The sequence below is a fragment of the Streptococcus azizii genome (assembly GCF_001984715.1).
Taxonomy (GTDB): domain Bacteria; phylum Bacillota; class Bacilli; order Lactobacillales; family Streptococcaceae; genus Streptococcus; species Streptococcus azizii.
In genome coordinates this window covers 12,260-37,047 of the sequence record NZ_MSPR01000016.1, presented here as the reverse complement: position 1 = coordinate 37,047, position 24,788 = coordinate 12,260, and the positions used below count along the sequence as shown (strand labels likewise).

19 protein-coding genes are annotated in these 24,788 nt (G+C 43.5%); 18 read left to right on the top strand and 1 reads right to left on the bottom strand.

The window, feature by feature from the left end:
* The first annotated feature begins 79 nt into the window (after positions 1 to 79).
* The 9 genes from BVE84_RS08125 to BVE84_RS08085 all read left to right on the top strand — a co-directional run bounded on the left by BVE84_RS08125 (position 80) and on the right by BVE84_RS08085 (position 9,506).
* Positions 80 to 1,243 carry a class I SAM-dependent rRNA methyltransferase gene (locus tag BVE84_RS08125; protein WP_076996544.1) on the top strand — a complete coding sequence of 388 codons (1,164 nt, stop codon included), beginning with the start codon at positions 80 to 82 and terminating at the stop codon, positions 1,241 to 1,243.
* Positions 1,240 to 1,914 (top strand): type I 3-dehydroquinate dehydratase, encoded by a 675-nt coding sequence (aroD, locus tag BVE84_RS08120; protein ID WP_076996543.1) that lies wholly within the window; start codon positions 1,240 to 1,242, stop codon positions 1,912 to 1,914. Before BVE84_RS08125 ends, aroD (BVE84_RS08120) begins: the two co-directional genes overlap by 4 nt.
* The gene (aroC, locus tag BVE84_RS08115; RefSeq protein WP_076996542.1) at positions 1,915 to 3,081 is read left to right on the top strand and encodes a chorismate synthase; all 1,167 of its coding nucleotides are present in this window, start codon (positions 1,915 to 1,917) and stop codon (positions 3,079 to 3,081) included.
* A gap of 3 nt (positions 3,082 to 3,084) precedes the next feature.
* Positions 3,085 to 4,188, top strand: a complete 1,104-nt coding sequence (locus tag BVE84_RS08110) for a prephenate dehydrogenase (RefSeq protein WP_076996541.1) — start codon at positions 3,085 to 3,087, stop codon at positions 4,186 to 4,188.
* A gap of 9 nt (positions 4,189 to 4,197) precedes the next feature.
* Positions 4,198 to 4,536, top strand: a complete 339-nt coding sequence (locus BVE84_RS08105; RefSeq protein ID WP_076996540.1) for a YlbF/YmcA family competence regulator — start codon at positions 4,198 to 4,200, stop codon at positions 4,534 to 4,536.
* A 1,235-nt stretch (positions 4,537 to 5,771) separates the two neighbouring features.
* Positions 5,772 to 6,743, top strand: coding sequence for an ABC transporter substrate-binding protein (locus BVE84_RS08100; RefSeq protein WP_076996539.1), 972 nt, complete (start codon positions 5,772 to 5,774; stop codon positions 6,741 to 6,743).
* Positions 6,744 to 6,763: 20 nt separating this feature from the next.
* On the top strand, positions 6,764 to 7,738 hold the full coding sequence (locus BVE84_RS11170) for an ABC transporter substrate-binding protein (protein ID WP_076996538.1): 975 nt from the start codon (positions 6,764 to 6,766) through the stop codon (positions 7,736 to 7,738).
* A gap of 57 nt (positions 7,739 to 7,795) precedes the next feature.
* The gene (locus BVE84_RS11165) at positions 7,796 to 8,692 is read left to right on the top strand and encodes an ABC transporter permease (RefSeq protein WP_076996537.1); all 897 of its coding nucleotides are present in this window, start codon (positions 7,796 to 7,798) and stop codon (positions 8,690 to 8,692) included.
* A 13-nt stretch (positions 8,693 to 8,705) separates the two neighbouring features.
* The gene (locus tag BVE84_RS08085; protein WP_076996536.1) at positions 8,706 to 9,506 is read left to right on the top strand and encodes an ABC transporter ATP-binding protein; all 801 of its coding nucleotides are present in this window, start codon (positions 8,706 to 8,708) and stop codon (positions 9,504 to 9,506) included.
* Positions 9,507 to 10,195: 689 nt separating this feature from the next.
* On the opposite strand, the gene BVE84_RS08080 is transcribed toward BVE84_RS08085, so the two are convergent.
* Entirely contained in the window at positions 10,196 to 11,095 is a 900-nt protein-coding gene (locus BVE84_RS08080; RefSeq protein WP_076996535.1) for a LysR family transcriptional regulator, read from the bottom strand.
* A 155-nt stretch (positions 11,096 to 11,250) separates the two neighbouring features.
* On the opposite strand from BVE84_RS08080, the gene BVE84_RS08075 reads away from it, so the two are divergent.
* From BVE84_RS08075 to aroA, 9 genes are all read left to right on the top strand, one after another.
* Positions 11,251 to 12,087, top strand: a complete 837-nt coding sequence (locus tag BVE84_RS08075; RefSeq protein ID WP_076996534.1) for a sugar phosphate isomerase/epimerase family protein — start codon at positions 11,251 to 11,253, stop codon at positions 12,085 to 12,087.
* Positions 12,088 to 12,114: 27 nt separating this feature from the next.
* Positions 12,115 to 12,972, top strand: a complete 858-nt coding sequence (locus BVE84_RS08070; RefSeq protein ID WP_076996533.1) for an SDR family NAD(P)-dependent oxidoreductase — start codon at positions 12,115 to 12,117, stop codon at positions 12,970 to 12,972.
* A 131-nt stretch (positions 12,973 to 13,103) separates the two neighbouring features.
* Positions 13,104 to 14,420, top strand: coding sequence for an MFS transporter (locus BVE84_RS08065; RefSeq protein ID WP_076996532.1), 1,317 nt, complete (start codon positions 13,104 to 13,106; stop codon positions 14,418 to 14,420).
* Between the two features lie 344 nt (positions 14,421 to 14,764).
* Entirely contained in the window at positions 14,765 to 15,991 is a 1,227-nt protein-coding gene (locus BVE84_RS08060; protein ID WP_179098469.1) for an MFS transporter, read from the top strand.
* Positions 15,992 to 16,435: 444 nt separating this feature from the next.
* Positions 16,436 to 17,323: a shikimate dehydrogenase gene (locus BVE84_RS08055; protein WP_076996530.1), complete on the top strand. Its 888-nt coding sequence runs from the start codon at positions 16,436 to 16,438 to the stop codon at positions 17,321 to 17,323.
* 256 nt (positions 17,324 to 17,579) lie between these two features.
* Positions 17,580 to 18,353 (top strand): type I 3-dehydroquinate dehydratase, encoded by a 774-nt coding sequence (aroD, locus tag BVE84_RS08050; protein ID WP_076996529.1) that lies wholly within the window; start codon positions 17,580 to 17,582, stop codon positions 18,351 to 18,353.
* Positions 18,354 to 18,356: 3 nt separating this feature from the next.
* Positions 18,357 to 21,263, top strand: coding sequence for an FAD-dependent oxidoreductase (locus BVE84_RS08045; RefSeq protein WP_076996528.1), 2,907 nt, complete (start codon positions 18,357 to 18,359; stop codon positions 21,261 to 21,263).
* A 978-nt stretch (positions 21,264 to 22,241) separates the two neighbouring features.
* The gene (locus tag BVE84_RS08040; RefSeq protein ID WP_076996527.1) at positions 22,242 to 23,171 is read left to right on the top strand and encodes a lactate/malate family dehydrogenase; all 930 of its coding nucleotides are present in this window, start codon (positions 22,242 to 22,244) and stop codon (positions 23,169 to 23,171) included.
* Positions 23,172 to 23,500: 329 nt separating this feature from the next.
* A complete protein-coding gene (gene aroA, locus BVE84_RS08035; protein WP_076996526.1) occupies positions 23,501 to 24,787 on the top strand; it encodes a 3-phosphoshikimate 1-carboxyvinyltransferase in 1,287 nt (428 codons plus the stop codon).
* The last annotated feature ends 1 nt before the right edge of the window (position 24,788 follow it).

Genomic DNA, 24,788 nt, shown 5'->3' with positions numbered 1-24,788 from the left:
ATTATACCATATTTTTAAAATATTCCTTCATCAGAGAAGTTTTTTTGAGATATAATACAAAATTTGTTATAATCAACTTATGATAGAATTGACAGTAAGCCCCATTGTAGAACGAAAAATTCAGCAAGGAATTTGTGTGCTTGAAGCGCGTGATCTGCCGCATCTTGAGATGGAAAATACCTCGGTCTACCTAGTGAACCAACAAGGAAGATTTTTAGGACAAGCCTATCTTTCTCTCCAGCATAAGGGAGTTGGGTGGTTGATTTCCAAAGAAAAGGTGCCCTTGGACCTAGCTTTTTTTCAGCACCTATTTGCTCTAGCGAGAACAAAACGTCGCTCCTTTGAAGCCTCTGATCGAACCACAGCTTATCGCTTGTTTAATCAAGATGGTGATGGATTTGGAGGTCTCACCATTGACCGTTACAACGATTATGCGGTCTTTGGGTGGTATAATGAGTATGTCTACTCCCTCAAAGAGGAGATAGTTGCTGCTTTTCAAATGGTTTATCCAGAGATTAGGGGAGCCTACGAAAAAATTCGTTTTAAGGGACTAGACTATGAATCTGCCCATCTTTACGGAGATGAGGCTCCAGAGACATTTCCTATTCGAGAACATGGTGTCACCTATCAAGTTTTTTTGAATACAGGCTTGATGACGGGAATTTTTCTGGACCAGCATGAGGTCCGAGGAGCCTTAGTTGACGGGCTGGCAGCAGGTAAACGTCTTTTGAATATGTTTTCCTATACAGCAGCTTTCTCAGTAGCTGCTGCCGTGGGAGGGGCTGCTCAGACAACCTCTGTTGATTTGGCAAAACGTTCGCAAGAGCTATCAGCAGCGCATTTTACAGCTAATAACCTAGCGATGGATCATCACCGTTTCCATGTAATGGATGTCTTTGCTTATTTTAAATATGCAAAGCGAAAGGGACTTTTTTATGATATGATTGTTCTGGATCCTCCAAGTTTTGCACGCAATAAAAAGCAGACCTTCTCAGTAGCCAAGGACTATCATAAGTTGATTGCTCAAGCGCTTGATATTCTCAGTCCAAAGGGGATTCTTATCACCTCCACCAATGCAGCAAATGTCTCTCTCGAAAAATTTAGAAAAGAAATCGAAAAGGGATTCGGTGATTGCAAACATCGCTATCTCGAGACCTATCGCCTTCCGAGCGATTTTGTATTCAATAAAAAAGATGAAAGTAGTAATTACCTCAAGGTCTTTACAATACAGGTAGAAAAATGAAAATAGTAGTACCAGTCATGCCTCGTAGTATCGAGGATGTTGCCAATATCGATTTAGACAGATTAGCAGGAGCTGATCTGATTGAATGGCGAGCTGATTTTCTTCCTAAAGAAGAGATTTTAACGGTTGCACCAGCTGTTTTTGAAAAATTTGTCGGCCGTGAGGTCATCTTTACGTTGAGAACAAGCCGTGAAGGTGGTCAAATTGAGTTGACAAATGAAGAATATATCCAGTTATTAAAGGAAATTGCCAGTCTCTATCAACCTGAATTTATCGATTTTGAATACTATTCGCACAAGGAAGTCTTTGATCAAATGTTGGAGTTTCCAAATCTGGTCTTAAGCTATCATAACTTTGAAGAGACTCCTGAAAATTATATGGAGATTATGTCAGAATTGACCAGCCTATCTCCTGCTGTCGTTAAGATGGCAGTGATGGCAGAAACGGAGCAGGATGTACTGGATGTGATGAATTATACACGTGGGTTCAAGACACTTAATGCAGAGCAGTCCTATGCGACCATGTCTATGGGAGCCTTGGGAAAATTATCGCGTGTTGCAGGAATGCTGACAGGCTCTTGCTGGACTTTTGCAAGCCTAGATGAAGTAAGTGCGCCAGGGCAGATGTCCCTAGCGAATGTACAAAAGATATTGACGGTATTGGAGGAGTAGATGCGGTATTTGACAGCAGGCGAGTCTCATGGTCCACGCTTGACAGCAATTATCGAGGGGGTACCAGCAGGATTAAGTCTTACAGCAGCAGCTATTAACAAGGATTTGAAACGGCGCCAAGGTGGCTATGGTCGTGGTGCTAGGATGCAGATTGAGACAGATCAGGTTGACATCACCTCTGGCGTACGGCATGGAAAAACGACAGGGGCTCCCATCACGCTGCATGTCATGAATAAGGACCATCAAAAATGGTTGGATATTATGGCGGTGGAAGATATTGAAGCCCATCTTAAAAGCAAGCGGAGAATCAAGCATCCCCGCCCGGGTCATGCCGACTTAGTCGGAGGAATCAAGTATCGCTTTGAGGACTTACGCAATTCCTTGGAGCGTTCGAGCGCACGTGAAACCGCTATACGGGTGGCGATTGGAGCCGTTGCTAAGTGCCTGTTGGCAGAGTTGGGGATTGAGACTGCTCATCATGTAGTCGTTTTTGGCGGTAAAGAAATCGCTATTCCCAACGGACTGACAGTAGAAGAGATTCGGAGCCGTGCTAGTGAGTCAGAGCTATCTATTGTTACTCCAGAACGTGAGAAAGAAATCAAAGATTACATTGATCAGGTAAAGCGAGATGGGGACACCATTGGTGGAGTTGTCGAGACGATTGTTTGCGGTGTTCCGGTAGGTTTAGGCTCCTATGTCCATTGGGACCGTAAGTTAGATGCAAAACTGGCGCAAGCTGTTGTATCCATCAATGCCTTTAAGGGAGTGGAATTTGGTCTAGGCTTTCAAGCAGGTTACCGTAAGGGGAGTCAAGTGATGGATGAAATCACTTGGTCAAAGGAAACAGGTTATCGTCGCTTGAGCAACAACCTAGGTGGTTTTGAAGGTGGAATGACCAATGGTGAACCCATTATTGTTCGTGGGGTCATGAAGCCGATTCCGACCCTCTATAAACCCTTGATGTCTGTTGATATTGATAACCATGAGCCTTACAAGGCAACAGTGGAGCGTTCTGATCCAACAGCCTTGCCAGCGGCTGGTCTTGTGATGGAAGCGGTCGTGGCAACAGTTCTTGCGACTGAAATCATCGAAAAATTCTCCGCGGACAATATGGAGGAACTCAAAGAAGCAGTGGCACAACATCGAACATTTGTGAAAGAATTTTAAAAGATGACAAAGACGATTTATATTGTGGGGCTAGGATTGATTGGAAGCTCATTGGCTTTAGGGATTCGTAAGGCTCATCCAGAGTATCGAATTGTCGGCTATAATCGTGGCGAGCAGTCTCGGACAATCGCTTTGAAGCGTGGGATTGTTGATGAGGGAACGGACGATATCAGCCATTTTGCCGCAGAGGCTGATATGATTTTTCTCTGTGTACCCATTCAGCAGACTATCCGCTTTTTAGAGGAATTATCCACCTTACCCCTAAAAGAAGGGGTTATCGTGACGGATGCAGGCTCGACCAAGGAGGCGATTGTAGAGGCTGCAGAAACCTATCTTTCTGCAAAGAACCTTCAGTTTATCGGAGGGCATCCTATGGCAGGAAGTCACAAGACAGGAGCCAATGCAGCGGATGTCCATCTATTCGAGAACGCTTATTATATCCTTACGCCGAGTCGTCTGACGCAAACAAGTACGGTTTCACGTTTAAAAGAGGTTCTCTCAGGACTCCAGGCGCGCTTTGTGGAAATGGACGCTGCCGAGCATGACCGTGTGACGAGTCAGATTTCTCACTTTCCCCACATTCTGGCCTCCAGTCTGATGAACCAGGCAGGAACTTATCGACAAGATCATCCCTTTACCCAGCATTTTGCAGCAGGTGGGTTCAGAGATATGACAAGAATTGCAGAGAGCGATCCAGGGATGTGGACCAGCATTCTGTTGACCAACCAAAGCAACATCATTGAGCGCTTGGAAGAATTTGGAAAGCGTCTGAAAGTCATCCAGCACCAGATTGAAGCGGGTGACGCAGATGCTATATGGCAGTTTTTCAATCAAGGCCGGGAGATTCGTAAGGAAATGGAAATCCACAAGCGAGCTGGAATCGATAGCTTTTATGATCTTTTTATCAATATTCCCGATCAAGAAGATACTATTTTAACAGTTCTTGAATTGCTGAGGGGAATTTCAGTCGTTAATATCCGTATCAATGAGGAGAATCGGGCGGATATTCACGGTGTTTTACAAATTACGTTTAAAAATAAAGAAGATTTGGAGCGGGCTGAGGGCATCATCCGTACCCAAACTAGCTACCAAGTTTTCGTAGATTAGGAGACAACAATGGCACAAAACATTTATGATATTGCAAACGAATTAGAACGTAGCATTCGTCAGTTACCGGAGTATAAGGTAGTTGAGGCAGTCAAGGCTTCAGTTGAAGCCGATAAAGAGGCGAAGAAGTTATTGGAAGAGTACATCTCTTTTCAGAGAGAGGTTCAAGAGCAACTCCAGGCAGGTCAACTACCAGATGGTGATTTGCAGGGACGCTTGCAGGAGTTTAATCAAAAAATTCAAGACAATTCTCTCTTGACAGAATACTTTAGCAAGCAGCAACAGCTTTCTATCTATATTGCAGATTTAGAAAAAATTATTTTTAAGCCCTTAAACGAATTATTGTAGTTTTTTGAACCGACTCCAATAGTTTAGTAGACTATTGGAAGTTGGAGGTAAAGCGGATTGACTCCTATCTATAGTCTAGGAGATGATTGGAGTTTCCTACAGTCCGCTTGACTTGGGAGCTTACAAGAGACGGCAGTTGATAGCTAGGCTAGCAATGCCCATATTGTCATAAGATTTGAACAAATTTAAAAATTGTGTATAAAAATTCTTGACAAGTGGATAAAAATAGTTTATCATTGTACTAACCTAAAAGAAATGAGAAACGGAGAACTATAATATGTTATTGAGTTGTCAACTAACATCAACCAATCATACATATTTCTACAGCTACTTTAGATGGTGTTTGTAGACATGGTAACATGGATGCAAACACGGGAACGTAACGTTTGTATCTATGTGGCTGTGGTAGTTTTGACGATGCCTACATAGATGATACATCTAGATGGCATGTCAAGTCAGTCTGTTTTCATTTTACAGTTTGAATTGAGGGACCGTTTAGATAAATCTAAGGCGGTCCCGTTTTTGTAGTCCAGACCTATCTCATCACTAGGAATTGTGTAGTCTTTTAGTTTGCTTTTAGTACTAGGCAACGAGCTGCAGGCTGCTTCAACAGTCTAATGACTGTTGAAGGTTGGAAATCATACTGACGATAGTCAGTAACAATCGTAGAGTACGGCAAAGCGAGTTCCAATAATCTGGGAGATTATTGGAAGTTGGAAATAGGGAAACGGAGTTTCTAACGACCACTTTTTTGATGAAAGGTGGTCGGCTGAAAACCTCCACTGGAGCTTTTCACTCGTCGAAGTAATAGAAGATAAACTAAATGACTATAGCATCTTTCAGCTAGCTTTTGTCACTGATACCCCATGACATCACTATCAGACTAGGAGCCGCAGCGGCAGAGAGAACTGAACATCCCTCTTATTTTCTGAGTTTGATGTTAAAGGGCATGAGTGGAGTCGCTTACCTAATGAATGTTAGGAATAGGTGGCAATCTAAAAGATACGTTGGAGGATGATAATAGGGAGGGGACGCCCAACCTACTATAATACTCTTTAAAAATCAAAAGGATACTTCGTCCACTCACCTCGGTGAACGCTAGTTCCACCTTCGGCTTCGTTTCCTAGTCTACTTTTGATTTTTATTGAGTATAAGCTAGAAATAAGCTGAGTTTTTTGGCTCGTTTCTAAGGTTGCTTATTTTTACTATTTTTTACTATAAAGGAGATTTCGATTATGGGATTTAAGCAGTTTTTTACAGGTTCAGTAGCCCTTCTTTCAACACTAGCACTCGTTGCTTGTAGCTCTGGGGACAAATCCGTGTCACCAAATAGCGAAAATGTGAAGATTGGAATTATCCAATACGCAGAGCATGATGCCCTATCAGAAGCACGCAAAGGCTTTCTTGAGGCTCTGGAAAAAGGGGGATACACGGAAGGAAAAAATCTTACAGTAGACTACCAAAATGCTCAAGGAGACCAAGCCAATTTACAGACAATGGTCGAACAATTAGCTGGGGAAAATGATGTGAACTTTGCCATAGCAACTCCCGCTGCTCAGGCCTTATTGAGTGCAGATAGTGAGACCCCTTCCCTCTTTACTGCTGTCTCTGATCCAGTCGCTGCAGGTTTGGTCGATTCTTTTGAAAAACCAGGCGGTAATATGACAGGGACAACAGATGCTACAGATGTGGCTGGTCAGATTGAAAAATTGTTAACAGTAGTTCCAACAGCGAAAACGATCGGCATTTTCCATAACTCAAGTGAGGTAAATTCAGAAGTACAGGCCAAGGAAGCTAAGAAGTTGTTAGAAGAACAAGGCTTCAAGGTCGTTGTGAAAACTGTTACCTCTACCAACGATGTTCAACAAGCGATTACTTCGTTGGCAGGACAGGTAGATGCAATTTACCTTCCTTTGGATAACACGGTTGCCTCAACAGCTTCTACTATTGGTGATGTCTTGATGAAGGCAAAAGTGCCAGCTATAGGGAGTGATGAGGCGGTCTTGGAAGCAACTCTCTTTACATACGGAGTAGACTTCCATGCCATCGGTGTGCAGGCTGGTGAGTTGGCACTCAGTATCTTAAAAGGTGAGAAGCCTGAAGATTTAGCAGTGAAAACACCGGAAACAGCAGCGATTGCTGTTAATGAAGAAATGGCAAAAGTAGTTGGAATTGATCCAGAAATGATTAAAAAATTAGGAAAATAAACAATGTAGGAGACAAATCTATGAATAAAATCGGAAAATATCTGCTGAATGCATCTATCGTTGGTCTTAGTACCCTTGCCCTTGCGGCTTGTTCAACCTCAGATAGCAAGAAAGAAAGCGACAATACAGTAAAGGTCGGTATTCTACAGTACATGGAACACGACTCTTTATCAGCTGCTCGCAAAGGATTTGAGGCGGAATTAGCAGAAAATGGTTATAAGGAGGGAGAAAAGATTACCCTTGACTATCAAAATGCGCAAGGAGATCAAGCTAATCTCCAAACGATTTCAGAGCAATTAGTTGGTAACAATGATATTGTCCTAGCCATTGCAACACCGGCTGCTCAAAGTTTGGCCACTATTTCAGCGGATACACCGATTCTATTCACAGCGGTAACCGACCCACAGTCTGCCGACTTGGTTAGTTCTATCAAGGAGCCTGGGGGCTTGTTGACAGGAACCAGCGACCAAGCACCGATTGATAAACAGATTGAATTGCTAGGTCAGGCTGTGCCAGGTGCCAAAACAGTTGGAATCTTGTATACAACGAGCGAACGCAATTCAGAAGTGCAAGTTGAAGAGGCTAAGCCCTTGCTTGAAAAAGCAGGATATAAAGTTGTAATGAAAGGTATTTCCAATACCAATGAGGTCCAAGATGCGGCAACCAGTTTGATGAAGTCGGTCGATGCGGTCTTTATTCCGACAGATAATACTGTTGCCTCCACTATGACCATGATTGGTGAGTTGTCTGTTCAGTATAAGGTACCAGTTATCGGTGGTTCGACAGATATGGTTGATGAAGGTGGCTTGTTGACCTATGGAACAAACTATGAGGCCCTAGGTCGTCAAACAGCTAAAATGGCTATTAAAATTATGGAGGGGGCAGACCCTGCTAAGACGGCCGTCGAATATCCCGCAACCGTTGACCTGCATGTAAATGAAGAAATGGCTAAGAAATTAGGGATCGATACATCAAAACTGTCCGTATCACACTAAACCATCAAAAAAGGAGGAGGAGAAGAAATCAACTCCTCCCGACTAAAGGAGAACATCGTGGATCTTATATTATCAAGTATATCGCAAGGCCTATTGTGGTCCATCATGGCGATTGGAGTTTATTTAACATTTCGTATTTTAGATATTGCTGACCTGACAGCAGAAGGGGCTTATCCCATGGGGGCAGCCATTTGTGCTACAGGAATCGTAAATGGTCTCAATCCCTTACTCGCAACCGTGCTGGCTTTTGTAGGCGGTATGGTTGCTGGTCTGATTTCAGGTCTACTTCATACCAAGATGAAAATTCCAGCCCTGTTAACGGGGATTGTCACCTTAACAGGCTTGTATTCCATTAACTTGAAAATTCTCGGCAAGGCTAATGTGGCACTCTTACGCCAACAAACTCTAGTCACTCAACTGCAGAAAATGGGCTTGTCTAAAACTTATGCAGTCCTGCTCATTGGTGCGATTTTTGTTGTACTTGTGATTGTTTTATTGACCCTATTATTAAATACCCAAGTTGGTCTAGCTCTTCGTTCAACAGGGGATAACATTCCGATGAGTGAGGCCAATGGAATCAATGTTGATAAGATGAAGATATATGGCTACATGTTGTCCAATGGCTTGATTGCACTTTGTGGCGCCCTTTTGACGCAAAACAATGGGTATGCAGATTTGAACTCTGGAACAGGAACCATCGTAATCGGTCTTGCTTCTGTCATTATCGCAGAGGTTATCTTGCGCAATCTTCGTATTGGTTGGCGCTTGCTCTCTGTTGTTCTTGGAGCTGTTGTCTATCGTTTGATTATTCTAGCCATTCTTGAAATTCCGGGCATGGATGCGGACTTGGTAAAATTATTCTCTGCGCTCCTTCTTGCAGTGGTACTGTTTGTACCAGAATTACAGAAAAAGTGGCAGATTCCGAAAGTAACACTGTCAGAAAAATCAGCCTAGGAGGAAGTAGAAAATGACAACAATTTTATCCATTCAAGACATTCATAAGACCTTTGAAGCAGGAACAATCAATGAGAACTATGTCCTGCGTGGCATGAATTTGGATGTTGAAGAAGGAGACTTCATCTCTATTATTGGAGGAAACGGAGCTGGTAAGTCAACATTGATGAACAGTTTGGCAGGAGCCTTGACAGTTGATTCAGGTGACATTTTATTGGAAGGCAAATCAATCAAGAATGTCCCTGCAGCCAAACGGGCGCGCGACATCAGCCGTGTTTTCCAAGATCCCAAAATGGGAACGGCCTCTCGCTTGACTATTGAAGAAAATATGGCGATTGCCTATCGTCGTGGTCTTTCTCGTAGCTTGAGCTGGGGAGTGAAGGATAGTGAGCGCAAGATTTTCAAAGAAGCTCTAAAAGAATTGGGGCTAGGTCTTGAAAATCGGATGAAGGTGGATACGCAATTCTTATCGGGTGGGCAGCGTCAGGCCTTGACACTCCTCATGGCTTCGCTCGTCAAGCCTAAGGTTTTGCTGCTAGACGAACATACGGCAGCCCTTGATCCCAAAACCAGCGATATGGTAATGAAGTTGACTGAAAAAATCGTTGCGAAAGACAAGTTGACAGCTTTGATGATTACTCACAATATGGAAAATGCGATTGAATACGGAAATCGTTTGGTAATGCTTCACCAAGGACAAATCGTTGTTGATGTACGTGGTGAAGAAAAAGCCAATTTGACGGTTCAAGATCTCATGGAGCTATTCCATAAAAATAGTGGTCAAACACTAACAGACGATGAAATGATGTTATGATACAAAGGACGTGAAGTGAGCAAAGCAAAAATAGGAGCTTTTCACTCACCTAGATAAGTTGAAGAAGGCTCCTTTTGATTTTTAAAGAGCATAAGTGGTATCGTCCCATATGATGCTCACCTGCTTTGCTATCCTCGACGAATGTTGACTGACATTGCATACAGGATGTGAGAACAGTTAAAAAATAGGAAATCGAAGCAGATTGCGTTAGTAATCCATCCGATTTCCTATTTTTTAATGCTCTCGTATCTTATATAATTGAGTTCGGACTCAAAATGTGAGAAAAAAGATAGAAATAGTCAGAGGAGTGACTATTTCTACCCGAGGCTACAAATTAGACAGCGAGGTTAGCGGTTGTCGGAGTCGCCTACTTCGATTTCCTATTTTCACTTTGAGTTTTTCACGGGCTTTGTATCTTGTGTAACTGAGTTCGGACTAAGGTCTGTGTGAAAAAGACAATTCCTCCTAGAGTCTCTAGACTCTGCGTCAGAATTCCTATTTTCACTTAGACCTTTTAACGTCCTCACATCTTAATTGAACTCGGACTAAAAGCTCGGAAAAAAGATAGGCAGCTGTTTCAGCTTTAGCTGATTACAGCTGAGAATCCCTTTAGGGATAGATTCCCTCGTGTTCATAGAACACATCGGTAATCTCCTATTTTTCATTTGCTTTTTTAACGTCCTCGTATCTTATATTTCCAGCTCCATTGAGGAAGTGGTGATGAAGTCGATAAAGTTTTTCAAATCTGTGGAGAGTAGCCTATCCTTACGATAGGCAGCATAGTAAATGCGGGCATCTTTCAGTTCTTCCATTTCGATGACCTCAATGTCGTCAATGCGATTTAGAAAATCAAACTTGGGGATAATCGCTAGGCCAAAACCTTGAGCAACGAGACCTGCGACGGTTTCATCTTCGCTGACTTCAAAAGCGATGTGAGGTTTTTCAGCAAAGGGTTGATAGAGCTGCTGGATGACCGGACGGACACCACTACGTTTAGAAAACCAGACTTGTGGAAACAGTAATGTATCCTCCAGACTGATTGTCTCCTGTTTGGTGAGAGGGTGTAGCTTTGGAACGATGAGGACCAAATCTTGAGAGAAGATGGGGATATAAGAAATGGTAGGATAGTCATCTAGCTTGGAACAAAAGGCTAAATCATATTTGTCGTTAATGAGTCCTTCAATCATATCATGTGACATGCCACTATCATTGTGAAAATCAAAGATAGCATCTGTTTCAGGATAGAACTCTATGAACTTGCGTACCAGCTGGGGAACCGCTTTACGGCCGAGAACGCGAAGGAGGGTCAAGTGGATGTTGGGCTTATTGGTATAGCGTCGTTGTAAATTTTGTACTCCTGAGTCCAAAATGGCAAGGGAAGATTGGACAGTTGTATAGAATTCCTTGCCCTGTTCTGTCAAGATGACATTTCGTCCTTGCTTGGTCAATAGGGGGACTTGGAGTTCCTCTTCCAACATGGCAATGGCGTGGCTTAGGGTCGGCTGGGTAATGTGCAGACTTTTGGCAGCCTCAGTATAATGTTCTAAATTGGCTAATGTTAGGAAGTAGCGGAGATGTTGTAAGTTCATAGGCCCTCCTTCTTTCTGCTTGCTCTTATTATATCACAAAATATATAAATTTTTTCTATCAATTATTGTGAAAAAATTCATTAGTAATTTATGTCCCTTCGTTCTATAATATGAACTATAGAAAGTGAAAAAGTTAACAAGGGAGGGACACAAAGATGTCACGTATGTCACCGCTTACGATCAGTTCTTGGACCTTGGGCGATCAATGTCGCTTTGAGGATCGTGTGAAAGCTGCTAAAGAAGCCGGTTATGAAGCCATTGGTCTGCGGGCTGAAACCTATGTTGATGCCTTGAATGAGGGTTTGACAGATCAAGAGATTCTAGCTATACTTGAAAAATATCAACTCATTGTTTCAGAAGTAGAATACATCGTCCAATGGGCAGAAGCCCAAAGAAGTTACGAACAAAAATATAAAGAGCAACTGTGCTTTCATATGTGTCGTCTTTTCAAGGTAGGTCATATTAACTGCGGGTTGATGGAAGACTATTCGATTGAATACACCGCTCAAAAATTAAAAGAATTGTGCCAACGTGCAGGTGATTTGATCATTGGGGTAGAGCCGATGCCTTACAGTGGCTTGCCAACCTTCGATAAGGCCTATGCAGTAGTTAGAGAATCAGGTGCTGAAAATGCCATGTTAATTCTTGATACTTGGCATTGGGTACGGGCAGATCAACCCTATAGAGACCTGACCCCTGAAGAAGCTGCAAAGGTTATCTCTATTCAAATCAATGACGCCTACGAACGTCCATACGCCACATCCATCTTACGTGATGAGTCAATGCACGACCGCTTAGCACCTGGAACAGGTGCGAAAGATACAGCAGGCTTCCTCAAGATGGTCAAAGAAGCGGGGATATTGCCAAAAGTGGTGGGGGTTGAAGTGATTTCAGATGCCATTTTGGCAAAAGGTCTGGCAGAAGCTAGTCACTATACCTTTGCCCACACGAAAAAAGTTTTGGCGGAAGTATGGCCAGAATTATTGCCTTAATTAAAAATAGGAAGAAGGAGAAACAACATGTCAGATACTTGGTTAGGCCTTAGAGGAAAAACAGCAGTTGTAACAGGAGCTGTTGGTGGAATGGGAAAGACTATTGTACAAGAATTTGCAAAACAAGGAACCAATATTGTCTTGTTAGACATTCGTGAGAAAGACCTGAAAGAATATGCGCAAGAAATAGCCGATACATACGGTGTAAAGACACTAGCCATTACGACCAACTCTACCGTGGAAGCAGATGTCGATCGAGCCGTGGAGCTTGCTGTTGAAAAATTTGGAACGGTTGATATTTTGGTCAATACAGCAGCCATGCTTCGTGCTTGTCCACTGGAAGATCTTCCGCTGGAAGAATGGCGGCAGACGGTGGACATCAACCTAACAGGCTATTTCTTGGTATCCCAACGCTTCGGTCGTCAGTTTATCAAGCAAGGAAAGGGAAATATGGTTCATATTTCAACCATTGCCTCTGTTTTCCCAGAAACGTATTCAGCGGCTTATAGTTCCACCAAGGCTGGTGTCAATATGATGTCGCGGCAGATGGCAGCAGAGTGGGGACAATTTGGGGTTCGCAGTAACTGTATCCAACCGTGCTTTGTTAAGACGCCTCTGTCAGAAGCCTTTTATGCAGATCCAACCGTAGAAGAAGGTCGCAAGGCGCTTACTGCCAACAAACGAATTGGAACGACCATGGATATCGCCAATGCTGTCTTGTATCTTGCAAGTGATCGTTCTGACTATACCAACGGACACGAATTACGCGTAGAAGGTGGATTTGGTATCATGATGGGGGATCAGACTCCCAAACCAGGTGGTCGTCGCGAATATGCCATCAAGGAACATAGGGCTTATCTAGAGCGATTAAAGGGAACTAACTAACCTCTTGTGAAGTTCTCCAGCTGCCTTCTTCTGTCCTTGCCTGACTGTAGACTCTTTAAAACTCAAAAGGATACTTTGTCAGCTGAGATGTTCATTGTTTACACTATTTGTATGAAGGGATTATGATGTAAATGTTTAAGAATAATAAATATAATTTTTCGGCTTTCTTGTTATGGATGGCATACTTTTGTCACGGTATCCAAGCCCTAACGATTTCTCAAAATGCAAAATTCTTTGCCGTCAAATGGAATTTGATTAGCACTGCTGATTTGGCTGATCCGGATAAAATGAAGATTGCCACAGCGGCTGTATTGGGAGCGATTGCCTGGACAGGAATCGGAAAAATTTCCTTCCTGATTTTCTCAGGTCCCTTGTCTGATAGAATTGGACGGAAACCATTGATTGTGGCAGGATTGCTTGGGTATGTGTTGATGTTTGGCGCTTTCTTGTTTGCGACCGATCTCTCCATTGCGAAGATTCTTGGATTTGTGGGTGGAGCCATGACTTCTTTATTTGATGGAGCAATCAATCCAGCCTTGTTTGAAATGTATCCGAAGAACAAGGCGACAGCTTCTGTTCTTAGTAAGGCTTTGATTTCTATCTCCTCGATTCTTTATCCGCTATTTGTAGCCTTCCTCGTCACCAATAATCTCAATCCACAAATTGGGATTATCGTACCATTCGCCTTGAGCTTGCTGGTCTTGGTGGGAGTCATCTTTGCCCATTTCCCAGATGCGGATTTGCAAAAAGCAGAGAAACTATCTCCAACAGAAGCTATCCGTCAGCTGGAAGCACGTCAAAGTGCTGCCAGTGCTGGTACCAACAGCGGTCTTGTGAAGAAAAATGAAGGAAAATTTGCGATTGATGGGCTTGTCTTACCACTCTTTGCCCTAACGATTTATTCAAACTTCTATCTTTTTCAACAAGCCTCCAAAATATATGCACAAAATGTGCTCAACATGTCTGAAACAGCAGCAGCATCTGTTACCTCCCTCTACCAATTAGGGGGATTGGTCGCTACTATCGTATTCTCCTTGATGATGGCGCGTGGTATCCGAGATATTGCCATCCTCGTTGTGAGTCCAATCTTTGCAGGTCTCGCAGGCTTGGTGGTATTCCTCGCTCCAAGTCCGACTACCTTGACCATTGCGGGCATTGTCGTTGGTTTTTGTTCAGCTGGTGGTTTACTCCAAATGGGAAATGCGGTCTTGAACCAATTCTTTGATACCAACAAAGGTCGTAATACAAGTATCTATTACTTTGTCATGGCTCTTGGTTCCTACATTGTCCCACAATTAGCGGCTAACTTGATTGCTTCAGGACAAGCAGAGATTATCATGGTAATTGTAGCGGTAACGGGGATTGCTTCAGCGGCCTTGATGCTGTTTGCTGGGACACGCTATCGTCATATTTTTGGAGTATCGGTTTTCTCAAACTCTAAGAAATAATACTTTATAGACATCGAAATCAGAATAGACAAAGGGAACTGAAGGTGTTTGAAATAGTTGATAGCTATTCCAAGCTGGGAAACTTTCGCAGGAGCTGTTGACAGGTCAGAATTTCTGTTTTCCCTTGGTCTTTACATCTTCAATGACATCAGGGCTTGATGTTGACGAGTATAAAGGCTGAAGCAACAATAATGAACTGGAGACGATAAGAGTAGGAACTCCCCTAGAGCAGTTGTCGGAGTTTCTGTGATAGACTTTTAGTTTACTTTTTGTACTTGTTTCTAAAGAGCAGGAGAATCTGTCTTTGCAATACTGATTTGGAATGAGAGGGGAATAGGATTCCTGTGAGTAAAAATAAATATATACCAACCATCAGTAGTTTGTATGTAAACTACATTTTTCAGGGGATTGCGACGATTATTGTATCGCAAAACATGTCCGTACTCCGTGAGAATTGGGGTGCAAGTATCAGTCAGATTACTCTCGTTATCAGCGCGATCGGACTGGGGCGCATTTTAAGTATCAATACGGCTGGAGTGATTTCGGACACCCTTGGCCGCAGATGTGCGGTACTGTTAGGGATTGTCTCGTATATCATCTTCTTTATCGGTCTGCTCCTTGCGCCAAATTACATTGTGGCCTTTATTATCTCGATTTTTGCAGGATTCGGGAATGCGTTTTTGGATACGAGTACCTATCCAGTTGTTGTCGAAGCCTTTGAGAATCGTAGTAGTAATAGTGCCTTGAGTGTTTTGAATAAAGCATTTATTTCTATGGGTCAGTTTGTCTTTCCCATCATTACTAGCTTCATTTTAAAAAATGGTCATTATTTTGGTTGGACCTTTATTGTATCAGCTATTTGTATGATATTGAATTTAGTGGTCTCTCTAAAATTACCTTTTCCTGCGGTTGAGAAAAAGCCAGAAGTGGAGATGAAGGCCACTGTTGAGGCAGCTTCTGTAGCTCGTCATGGACAGGCAAACTTTAGGGTGGAGGGACTCGCCTTACTCACGTTTTCCTTTGTCTCTGTTTCGCTCTTTAATATCTACATCACTTGGATTCCCTCCTTTGCCCAGCAGGCAATAGGAATGGCAGAAGCCGACAGTCTAATCTTGGTGAGTGCCTATAGCATTTTTTCCTTTGTTTCTGTCTTTCTGACCTCCTTTATTGTCAATCGTGGCATTAATGTTCCTACCTTCATGATTTTTTGTACGACGACGACAGGCCTTGCCCTGCTCTTGATGATTCTCCTTCCGAATCTTTATACGGTCATGTTTTCAACTTTTGTCGTTGGCTTTTTTGCAGCAGGAGGAATCTGGCAGCTGGGTCTTGCCATCTTGCTCGAATTTTTCCCTTTCAAGCGTGGATTGATTACGAGCTATTATTCGCTTGCAACATCGATTGCGGTCATGGGGATTCCTTATTTGACCGGGGTGTTAGCGGAGCAAAATTTGAATTATATATTCATACTGATCATTAGTCTGGCCTTTCTAGGCTCAGCGTGTCTATTCATCGTACACAAGCGTTATCAAACAATTTTTATACTCAATAAACAGCAGCAAGTAGACTAGGAAGCTGGCCGAATGGAACACAGGCAAAAATCTCGGAAAAGGTAGGCAGCTGTTTTGGCTTTAGCCAATTACAGATGAGAATCCCTTTAAGGGGGTAGGCAGCTGTTTCGGCTTTAGCCGATTACAGATGAGAATCCCTTTAAGGGGGTAGGTAGCTGTTTCGGCTTTAGCCAATTACAGATGAGATTGAAACAGTTCGGGGAACTGTTTCAACTGGTCACCCAAAAAGAAGAAAGTGACCATAGAAGCCCGAGCCTAAAAATTAGACAGCGAGGTTAGCGGTTGTCTGAGTCACCTGCCCCAATTCCCTATTTTTGCCGTAGCTGTTGCAGGCCTTGCCTGCTTTACAGATATGGATGCCCTTTGGGTACTTACATTTTCTTAACGTCCTCACATCTTACTTGAGCTGGTTTAGTATTACAAATAATAGAAAGAGGTATCTATATGTCAGAACGTCTGTCAGGACACACTTTATTAGTTAGCTTGATTGCTACTCCCATTCGCCATAGTCTCTCTCCCAAAATGCACAATGAAGCCTATGCCAAACTGGGGTTAGACTATGCCTACTTGGCTTTTGAAGTGGGACAGGAGGAATTAGCAGATGCAGTCCAAGGTATTCGTGCCTTGGGTATTCGTGGTTCCAATGTTTCAATGCCAAATAAACAGGCCATCATTCCTTATTTAGACGAGTTATCACCAGCAGCAGAATTGGTTGGTGCAGTCAATACCGTGGTGAATAAGGACGGTAAGGGGCATCTAGTAGGGCATTGCACAGATGGTACAGGTGCAGTTCGAGCCTTAGCAGCCGAAGGTGTGGAGGTTAAAGACCAAATTATCACCTTGGCAGGTGCTGGTGGAGCCGGCACAGCGATTGCTATTCAGCTAGGACTAGATGGGGCAAAAGAAGTTCGGATTTTCAATATCAAGGACAAATGCTATGAAAATGCAGAGAAAACCGTTGAAAAATTAAATCACCGCACGGAAACCAAGGCGAGTTTGCATGATTTGGAAGATACAGCAACCTTCTATCAATCGATTGCAGAAAGTTCCATCTTTATTGACGCAACTGGTGTGGGTATGAAGCCATTAGAAAGTCAAAAACTGATCAATGATCCATCCGTCATTCGCCCGGACCTCGTAGTTTTTGATGTGGTCTATAGTCCAGCAGAAACAGAGTTGCTCCGCTTTGCCAAAGAACATGGAGCGAAAAAAGCCATCAATGGTATCGGTATGATGATCTACCAAGGAGCAGAGGCTTTCAAACTCCATACAGGAGAAGATATGCCAGTTGACTACATCCGAGACCTCTTCTTTGGTGGAGATGTGAAGTAAAAGCTGTTATAAAAGATAGTAACAAACAAGGATTATTTTCGCTAAATAGTCCTTTTTTCTCGAGTTTCTAGCCCTTGGTAGCCATTTCGTTTCCTGGTTTGATTTTTATTGAAGTAGAAAAAATAGTGTTGCTATCAATCAGGAGCTGGTGTAAAACATAGATGAAATTTATCGATTGGCAAAATATATCTATTAGATTTGGTAGGTAGGATTTGGTATACTTTTAAGTGAATATTATCACAAAAAGGTGGTTGAGATGAACAATAATGTTAAGTATGTAAGGGTTGGAGATGTTACCTTTGGTAAGGGAAGACCCAAAATCATAGTGCCTTTAGTTGGCAAAACAGCAGAGAGTATTTTGACAGTAGCCACACAAGCCAAGGACTTGGATTGTGATGTGGTGGAGTGGCGGATTGATTTCTATGACGATGTGACGCAGCCAGAATCAGTAGCAAGCCTTTCACATCAGGTGAGGCAAGCGGCAGGAAAACCCCTTCTTGTAACCTTTCGTACGGCAAAAGAAGGTGGTGTCTTAGAGATTTCAGATGACCTATATTTTGAGATTTACCGTGCTGTACTAGAAAAGGGGCAGGCAGATTTGATAGATCTGGAGCTCTTCATGCCAGAAAAAGAAGTGGCAGCAATGATTGCACTTGCAAATGAAAAAGAAGTGAAAGTCGTGATGTGTAACCATGACTTTGATGCGACACCTGCTAAGGAAGAAATTATCCGTAGACTCCGTCTCATGGAAGCTAGAGACGCGGACATTTGTAAGATTGCTGTGATGCCTCAGTCTAATCAAGATGTTCTGACCCTCCTTCAAGCTACTGCTGAGGTTTCTAAAACTGCAAGCCGTCCCTTGATTACGATGTCAATGGGAGCGCTCGGGATGGTTAGTCGTGTTAGTGGTGAAGTCTTTGGCTCGTCGGCAACCTTTGGAGCCGCTGCTCAGGCCTCCGCACCTGGACAAGTTCCTGTTACTGCCTTGCGGGAGATGTTAACCACTTTACAATTAACAAATGAGGAATAAAATATGACAAAAGAACTTTTTGATACCGTTCGTTTGGCTTCTGGACTAGAGCTAAAAAATAGGGTCGTCGTCTCTCCGATGACTACCCAATCTGCTTATTTTGATGGAAGTATGACAGAAGAATTGATTAGCTACTACGCTCATCGCGCTGGTGAGGTCGGTGCTGTTATCGTAGAGTCTGCCTTTGTGGAAAACTATGGTCGTGGCTTCTACGGTGCGCTAGGGATCGACAAGGACGATAAGATTGAAGGACTGGCTCGCCTGGCAAAAGCTATTCAAGAAAAGGGGTCAAAAGCCTTTATTCAAATTTATCATGCAGGTCGGATGGCTTTTCCAGAAATGAATGAAGGGAAAAATCCGATTTCTGCTTCCGCAGTAGCAGCACTCCGCCCCAATGCCCCTGTTCCCACAGAGATGACCCATCGAGAGATTTTGGACATGATTGCTGCCTTTGCCGAAGGGGTTCGCCGTGCCATTCGAGCTGGTTTTGATGGTGTAGAGCTACATGGAGCCAATACCTATCTGATCCAGCAATTCTTTTCTCCCCACTCCAATCGTCGTGAAGATGCCTGGGGTGGCAATAGAGAAAAACGGGTGAAATTTCCAGTAGAGGTCGTTAAGGCAGCGAAACGCATTATCGAAGAAGAAGGGGCAGAAAACTTTGTTCTAGGCTATCGTTTTTCACCAGAAGAACTGGAAGAGCCGGGGATTTGTTTTGAAGACACCATGTATCTCTTGAACACCTTGGCAGAATACGACTTGGATTATGTTCATTTCTCAATGGGAATCTACAATCGCTCGTCAATTATAAAGATAGATGATACGGAAATGCTCATCACCAAATTCCTTGAACAGCGTTCTGAAAAATTAGCGAATATTCCTGTCATGGGCGTTGGAGGTATTCTCCAAAAGGCCGATGCTGAGGGGGCTTTAGCAGCAGGTTATGATCTATTAGCCGTTGCCAAAGGTTTCTTGACAGAGCCAGACTGGCTGAGTGTGATTCGTGAGGGGAAAGAAGCTCGTCCCTTTGCAGATATTCATGATCGCGAAGCACTCGTTATCCCATCACCTTTATGGCAATTTATGGATGATACCTTCTTCCTAGTGAAAGATATTGAGGCAGAAAAGAAAAAACAAGCCCGTTTGGCAGAGTTGATGGATCAAGATTTATCCTTTACTCCTGGTCAATACCATGTCACAGCGCATGGGCATAACAGCGAATTGCCAATGCTTGTAACATTTGATGACACACGCATTACAGCTATTGAAATTGATAGTGGTGGGGAGTCAGAGGGTCTATCTGACTTGGTATTTGAACGGCTGCCAAAACAAATCATTGAGTTCCAAACCCTCAATGTCGATGCTGTGTCAGGTGCCTCCTCTACCAGTCAAGGGGTTATTGATGGGGTAGCAGCAGCAGCCCTTCAAGCCAGTGGTCAGGATGCAGTGGATGTACTGAAAGCCCGCCAAAAGCCAGTCATCGAGCGTTCAACAGCAGTTATGGAGGAAAGAGCTGATGTCGTCGTTGTTGGTGGTGGAGCAGCAGGGATTGCAGCAGCCCTTAGGGCAGAAGAACTAGGCCTATCAGTAACACTGATTGAAAAACTCAGCTTTATCGGTGGTGCGATTTCGGTTTCAGGAGGAAATCAGGTTGTGATGGGGTCTCGCCTTCAACACGAATCAGGTGTAGTGGACGATACGCCTCAGCTGATGATCGAAGATTTTCTGGAAAATGGAAACCATAAAAATGTCAGGGAACTCCTTGAGCTTTTAGCCAACAATGTTGGTCAAGCAACAGATTGGGTTCATGATTATGTTGGTGTTGAGTATGATATGGCTGGAGGCTTGCATGTTCTAGCGGAATACCGTAAGGATAGGGAATTGGCTTATGCCCATGGAGGTCATGGATTTGCAGCCTCAGTCCGAGCGAAAATGGCTGCCTCATCTGTAAACCTGCTCCTTCAAACCAAGGCTGAAAAACTCTTGACAGATGATCAAGGGCGTGTGACAGGCCTCGTTGCTGTTGAAGAAAACGGGACCACCCATCGTATCTCCTCGAAGGCGGTAATTCTCACAACAGGTGGATATGGAAATAACAAGGCCATGCTCTCAGATGAGTTGAAAGATGTCCTGTTCTATGGGACGCGCTCCTCTATGGGAGAAGGAGTACAGATGGCACAAGCACCGGATGTCAATGCCGCAACTCTGATGATGGAGCTAGGAAAGATCTATCCAAATGGTGTTGAGGTTTCACCAGGGACTGCTAAGTCAACCATTGGAGGAAACATCGCCGTCCTTCGTGAAAATGGTCTCTTGGTCAATACCAATGGACAACGGGTAGTGAATGAACGAGCAAGTAACCATGACATTCTCGATGTTCTTATGGAGCAAGAATCAAAAGTTCTCTATCTCTTGCTCGACCAGCACCACTTCTCCATCTTCCGCAAGGAGATTGCAGAAGGTGGTATTTCAGAAAAAGAAGTGGAAGAATGGTTAGACAGTAATGGTCGTAAGACTCCCTATCTTTTCCATGCGGAAACGCTAGAAGAACTGGCAGATTTAGCAGGCATGGATACCCATGCTCTGGCTAATACTGTAGCACGCTTCAATCGCTTTGTTGCAAATGGAAAAGATGAGGATTTCAACCGTCAAATCGAATTCCTACAAGTTCCAATCGGTTCAGGACCTTACTATATGATTGAACAAAAACCGCGTTTTGCAACGACTATGGGTGGTCTAGTGGTCAATGATCGACTAGAGGTTATGAACCAAGAAGGTCAAACGATTACAGGCTTATATGCTGCTGGTGAGGTAGTCGGTGGTGTCATGGGAACAGACTCACCATCTGGCGCCAATAATGCTTGGGCCCTCACCTCTGGTAAACTAGCTGCAGAGCAAGTTGCAACCTAAATCAGATAAACATCAAAAGAGTTTGGGCTAATCTCAGACTCTTTTCTGCTTTCTATTGCAGTCATGTATGTACCAATTTATAGTGCTTTTGTTTTCGTACTCTTTAAAAATCAACAGGCTACTTGGTCAACTCGTGTCAACCAGTCTAGGGATAGACTGTTGAAGGTTGGAGATAGACCGAGTGGCACTCGTGTCAGGTTGTAGACAAAGTATCTCTGAGAAAATTTGTCAATGTCAATATCGAAGGATAGTATCAGTGCTCTTATCTCTTCGTGAAAAGGCGAGCGAAGCGAGCTCATAACCGCTACTTTACGCCGTAGCAAAAAACACCAGAAACGTTATGTTTCTGGTGTTCGGAGATTTTGAGACTTAGGCTCAAAATCTAGGCATGAAATCCCGTAGGGAGTTGCTGCCGTCCGTGCTACCTAAGTAAAGTATCATAATAAAATAATCGTTTTGAAGAAAATAAACTTTTTCTTCAGTCTAAAACGAGTGGCACTCGTGTCAAACGCTCTCGTATCTTGTGTAATTGAACTCGGGCTACGAGCTGTGCAAAAAAGATAGTTTTTCCTAGAACTTGAGGTTCTGCGTCAAAACTCCTATTTTTGCTTTGCTCGCTTAACGCCCTTTGTATCTTGTGTAATTGAACACGAGCTACAACTCACTGCCAAAAAGACCAATCTCATTGGTTGCAAGCCAACCTGCTTCGATTGTCTATTTTGTCTAGGAGTTGCTTCAACAGTCTAGGGATAGACTGTTGAAGGTTGGAAATAGAACGAGTATTACTTGTATCAATCGCTCTCGTATCTTGATGAGTGACAACCTCCACTGGAGGCTGTCAGTCAGCCCCTTTCCTTCAAAGCAGATGGAAGGATTGAGAAAAAAGAAAGCAGTACGAAAAAAGAATGAAAAGTTTACCTAAATATGGTAGAATACTGACTAAGAATAGTGTATTGGACAAATATAGGAGGAATACTGATGGCACGTAAAGTAGGAATTATTGGATTAGGTCATGTAGGAGCAACTGTGGCACATGGATTGATAGCACAAGGAGCCTTCGATGATTATGTCTTGATTGATACTAATGAGGAAAAGGTTGCAGCAGAAGCGATGGATTTTGCAGATGCAGCAGCCAATCTTTTCCATCATCCAAACATCATTGTCAATGATTATCAGGCCTTGGCAGATGCAGATGTAGTCATTTCAACATTGGGAAATATTAAGCTGCAAGATAATCCCAATGCTGATCGCTTTGCAGAGCTTCCCTTTACTGCAAAAGAAGTTCCGATTGTTGCGCAGCAATTAAAGGCTGTTGGCTTCAAAGGAATCCTAGTAGTCGTTTCCAATCCAGTCGATGTGGTGACAAGCCTCTATCAGAAATATACAGGCCTCCCCAAAGAACGTGTCATCGGGACAGGAACCTTGCTCGATACCGCAAGGATGAAGCGGGCAGTCGCTCAGCACTTTACAATCGATGCTCGAAGCGTACAGGGCTATAATCTAGGGGAGCATGGAAATTCCCAATTTACAGCCTGGAGTCAAGTCAAGGTCAAGGGACAGGAGATTGCTACTTTCCTGAGTGCAGCTGAGTTAGCCGTATTGGAAAAGGCAGCCATTACAGGTGGTCATACCGTCTTTTACGCTAAAAAATACACCTCCTACGGTATTGCAAGCGCAACGATTCGGTTAGTGTTAGCTATCGTGTCAGATGCGCATGAAGAGCTGCCAGTCTCTCACTACTATGAGCCTTTAGAGACCTATCTTAGCTATCCAGCGATTGTTGGGCGAAAAGGCATCATCGAGCGAGTTCAGCTACAGTTAACAAGGGACGAAGAAGAAAAATTAGCAGCTTCCGCCCATTTTATTCAGGAAAAATTTACCGAGAGTTTGGCAGTCAAAAAGGAATGATGACCACTAAGATGTGAAGCCGTTAAAAACCGAATGAAAAATAGGAAATCGAAGCAGGTTGCTTTGCAACCACTAACCTCGCTCTTCCATTTTTACGGGCTTCTATGGTCACTTTCATATTTCTAGGTGACCAGTTGCAACAGTTCCCCGAACTGTTGCAATCTCATCTGTAATCGGCTAAAGCCAAAATAGCTGCCTATTTTTTCACACAGAGTTTAGGACGTGTTCAATTAAGATGGAAGTTTTACACTGTGAATGCAGCTTCCTAAGCTGTAACGAGAGGTACTTTCGGTCGAAATAAGGTAAAAAATGAGAGGAGGAACAACAGCATGCAATTAAGGACAAATGTAGACAGACTGGCAGGCCATCTGCGTGTACCAGGAGATAAATCGATCAGTCACCGCTCTATTATGTTTGGTAGTCTGGCACAAGGTGTGACCAAGGTGTCTGGTATGTTACGTGGAGAAGATGTCCTATCCACCATGCAGGTCTTTCGTGACTTGGGAGTCCAGATTGAAGACAAGGGAGAAGTCGTGGAGATTCACGGTGTGGGATTTGACGGACTACAGGCTCCCATAGTTCCCCTTGATATGGGAAATTCGGGTACCTCTATTCGCCTGATTGCAGGCATCTTGGCTGGTCAAGATTTTGAGGTGCGGATGGTGGGGGATGACAGCCTTTCCAAACGTCCCATGGACCGTATAACGACACCCTTGCGGCAAATGGGGGTAACGATTACAGGGGAAACCGAACGTGATCTCCCCCCTCTGATTATGAAAGGGAGCAAACAGCTGGAAGCCATTCACTATCAACTTCCCATTGCCTCAGCCCAGGTCAAGTCAGCCCTTATTTTTGCAGCCCTACAGGCTCAAGGAGAATCTGTTATTGTTGAAAAGGCAAGGACTCGCAATCATACGGAGGATATGCTTCAACAGTTTGGAGGAACCATTGAAATCAATGGCAAGGAAATCCGTATTACAGGAGGACAGAATCTCATAGCCCAAGAAGTAGAGGTACCGGGTGATATTTCGAGTGCAGCTTTTTGGCTAGTCGCAGGACTTATTGTACCAAAGGCTAAGATTGTACTTGAAAATGTTGGGATTAGCGAAACCAGAACAGGAATTTTAGAGGTGATACAAGCGATGGGAGGAAATTTCACCATCAGTCAGGTAGATGAAGTGGCAAAAGCAGCAACTATCACAGTAGAGACTTCTGAACTAAAGGGAGTAGAGATTGCAGGTGACCTCATTCCACGTTTGATTGACGAGCTTCCTATTATTGCACTGTTAGCAACGCAGGCAAATGGCACCACCATCATCAAAGATGCAGAAGAACTCAAGGTAAAAGAGACCGATCGCATTCAGGTGGTGTCAGATGTCTTAAATAGCATGGGAGCAGCTATTACACCGACTGAGGATGGGATGATTATCAAAGGACGGACTCCGCTTCATGGGGCAAGGGTCAATACACTGGGAGATCATCGAATCGGTATGATGACAGCTATTGCCAGCCTCTTAGTGAAAGAGGGCGAGGTCTATCTGGAGCGGGCAGAAGCCATCAATACGAGCTATCCAGATTTCTTTACTGACTTACAAGGATTGATAGAGGAGAAGTAGT

Excerpts from the sequence above, each read along its gene's own strand:
- BVE84_RS08085 (WP_076996536.1), top strand. The coding sequence starts at position 8,706 with ATGACAACAATTTTATCCATTCAAGACATTCATAAGACCTTTGAAGCA.
- BVE84_RS08080 (WP_076996535.1), bottom strand. The coding sequence starts at position 11,095 with ATGAACTTACAACATCTCCGCTACTTCCTAACATTAGCCAATTTAGAA.
- BVE84_RS08070 (WP_076996533.1), top strand. The coding sequence starts at position 12,115 with ATGTCAGATACTTGGTTAGGCCTTAGAGGAAAAACAGCAGTTGTAACA.
- aroA (WP_076996526.1), top strand. The coding sequence starts at position 23,501 with ATGCAATTAAGGACAAATGTAGACAGACTGGCAGGCCATCTGCGTGTA.
- BVE84_RS08055 (WP_076996530.1), top strand. The coding sequence starts at position 16,436 with ATGTCAGAACGTCTGTCAGGACACACTTTATTAGTTAGCTTGATTGCT.
- BVE84_RS08065 (WP_076996532.1), top strand. The coding sequence starts at position 13,104 with ATGTTTAAGAATAATAAATATAATTTTTCGGCTTTCTTGTTATGGATG.
- BVE84_RS11170 (WP_076996538.1), top strand. The coding sequence starts at position 6,764 with ATGAATAAAATCGGAAAATATCTGCTGAATGCATCTATCGTTGGTCTT.
- BVE84_RS08040 (WP_076996527.1), top strand. The coding sequence starts at position 22,242 with ATGGCACGTAAAGTAGGAATTATTGGATTAGGTCATGTAGGAGCAACT.
- BVE84_RS08125 (WP_076996544.1), top strand. The coding sequence starts at position 80 with ATGATAGAATTGACAGTAAGCCCCATTGTAGAACGAAAAATTCAGCAA.
- BVE84_RS08105 (WP_076996540.1), top strand. The coding sequence starts at position 4,198 with ATGGCACAAAACATTTATGATATTGCAAACGAATTAGAACGTAGCATT.
- aroD (WP_076996529.1), top strand. The coding sequence starts at position 17,580 with ATGAACAATAATGTTAAGTATGTAAGGGTTGGAGATGTTACCTTTGGT.
- BVE84_RS08045 (WP_076996528.1), top strand. The coding sequence starts at position 18,357 with ATGACAAAAGAACTTTTTGATACCGTTCGTTTGGCTTCTGGACTAGAG.
- BVE84_RS08110 (WP_076996541.1), top strand. The coding sequence starts at position 3,085 with ATGACAAAGACGATTTATATTGTGGGGCTAGGATTGATTGGAAGCTCA.
- aroD (WP_076996543.1), top strand. The coding sequence starts at position 1,240 with ATGAAAATAGTAGTACCAGTCATGCCTCGTAGTATCGAGGATGTTGCC.
- BVE84_RS08100 (WP_076996539.1), top strand. The coding sequence starts at position 5,772 with ATGGGATTTAAGCAGTTTTTTACAGGTTCAGTAGCCCTTCTTTCAACA.
- BVE84_RS08075 (WP_076996534.1), top strand. The coding sequence starts at position 11,251 with ATGTCACGTATGTCACCGCTTACGATCAGTTCTTGGACCTTGGGCGAT.
- aroC (WP_076996542.1), top strand. The coding sequence starts at position 1,915 with ATGCGGTATTTGACAGCAGGCGAGTCTCATGGTCCACGCTTGACAGCA.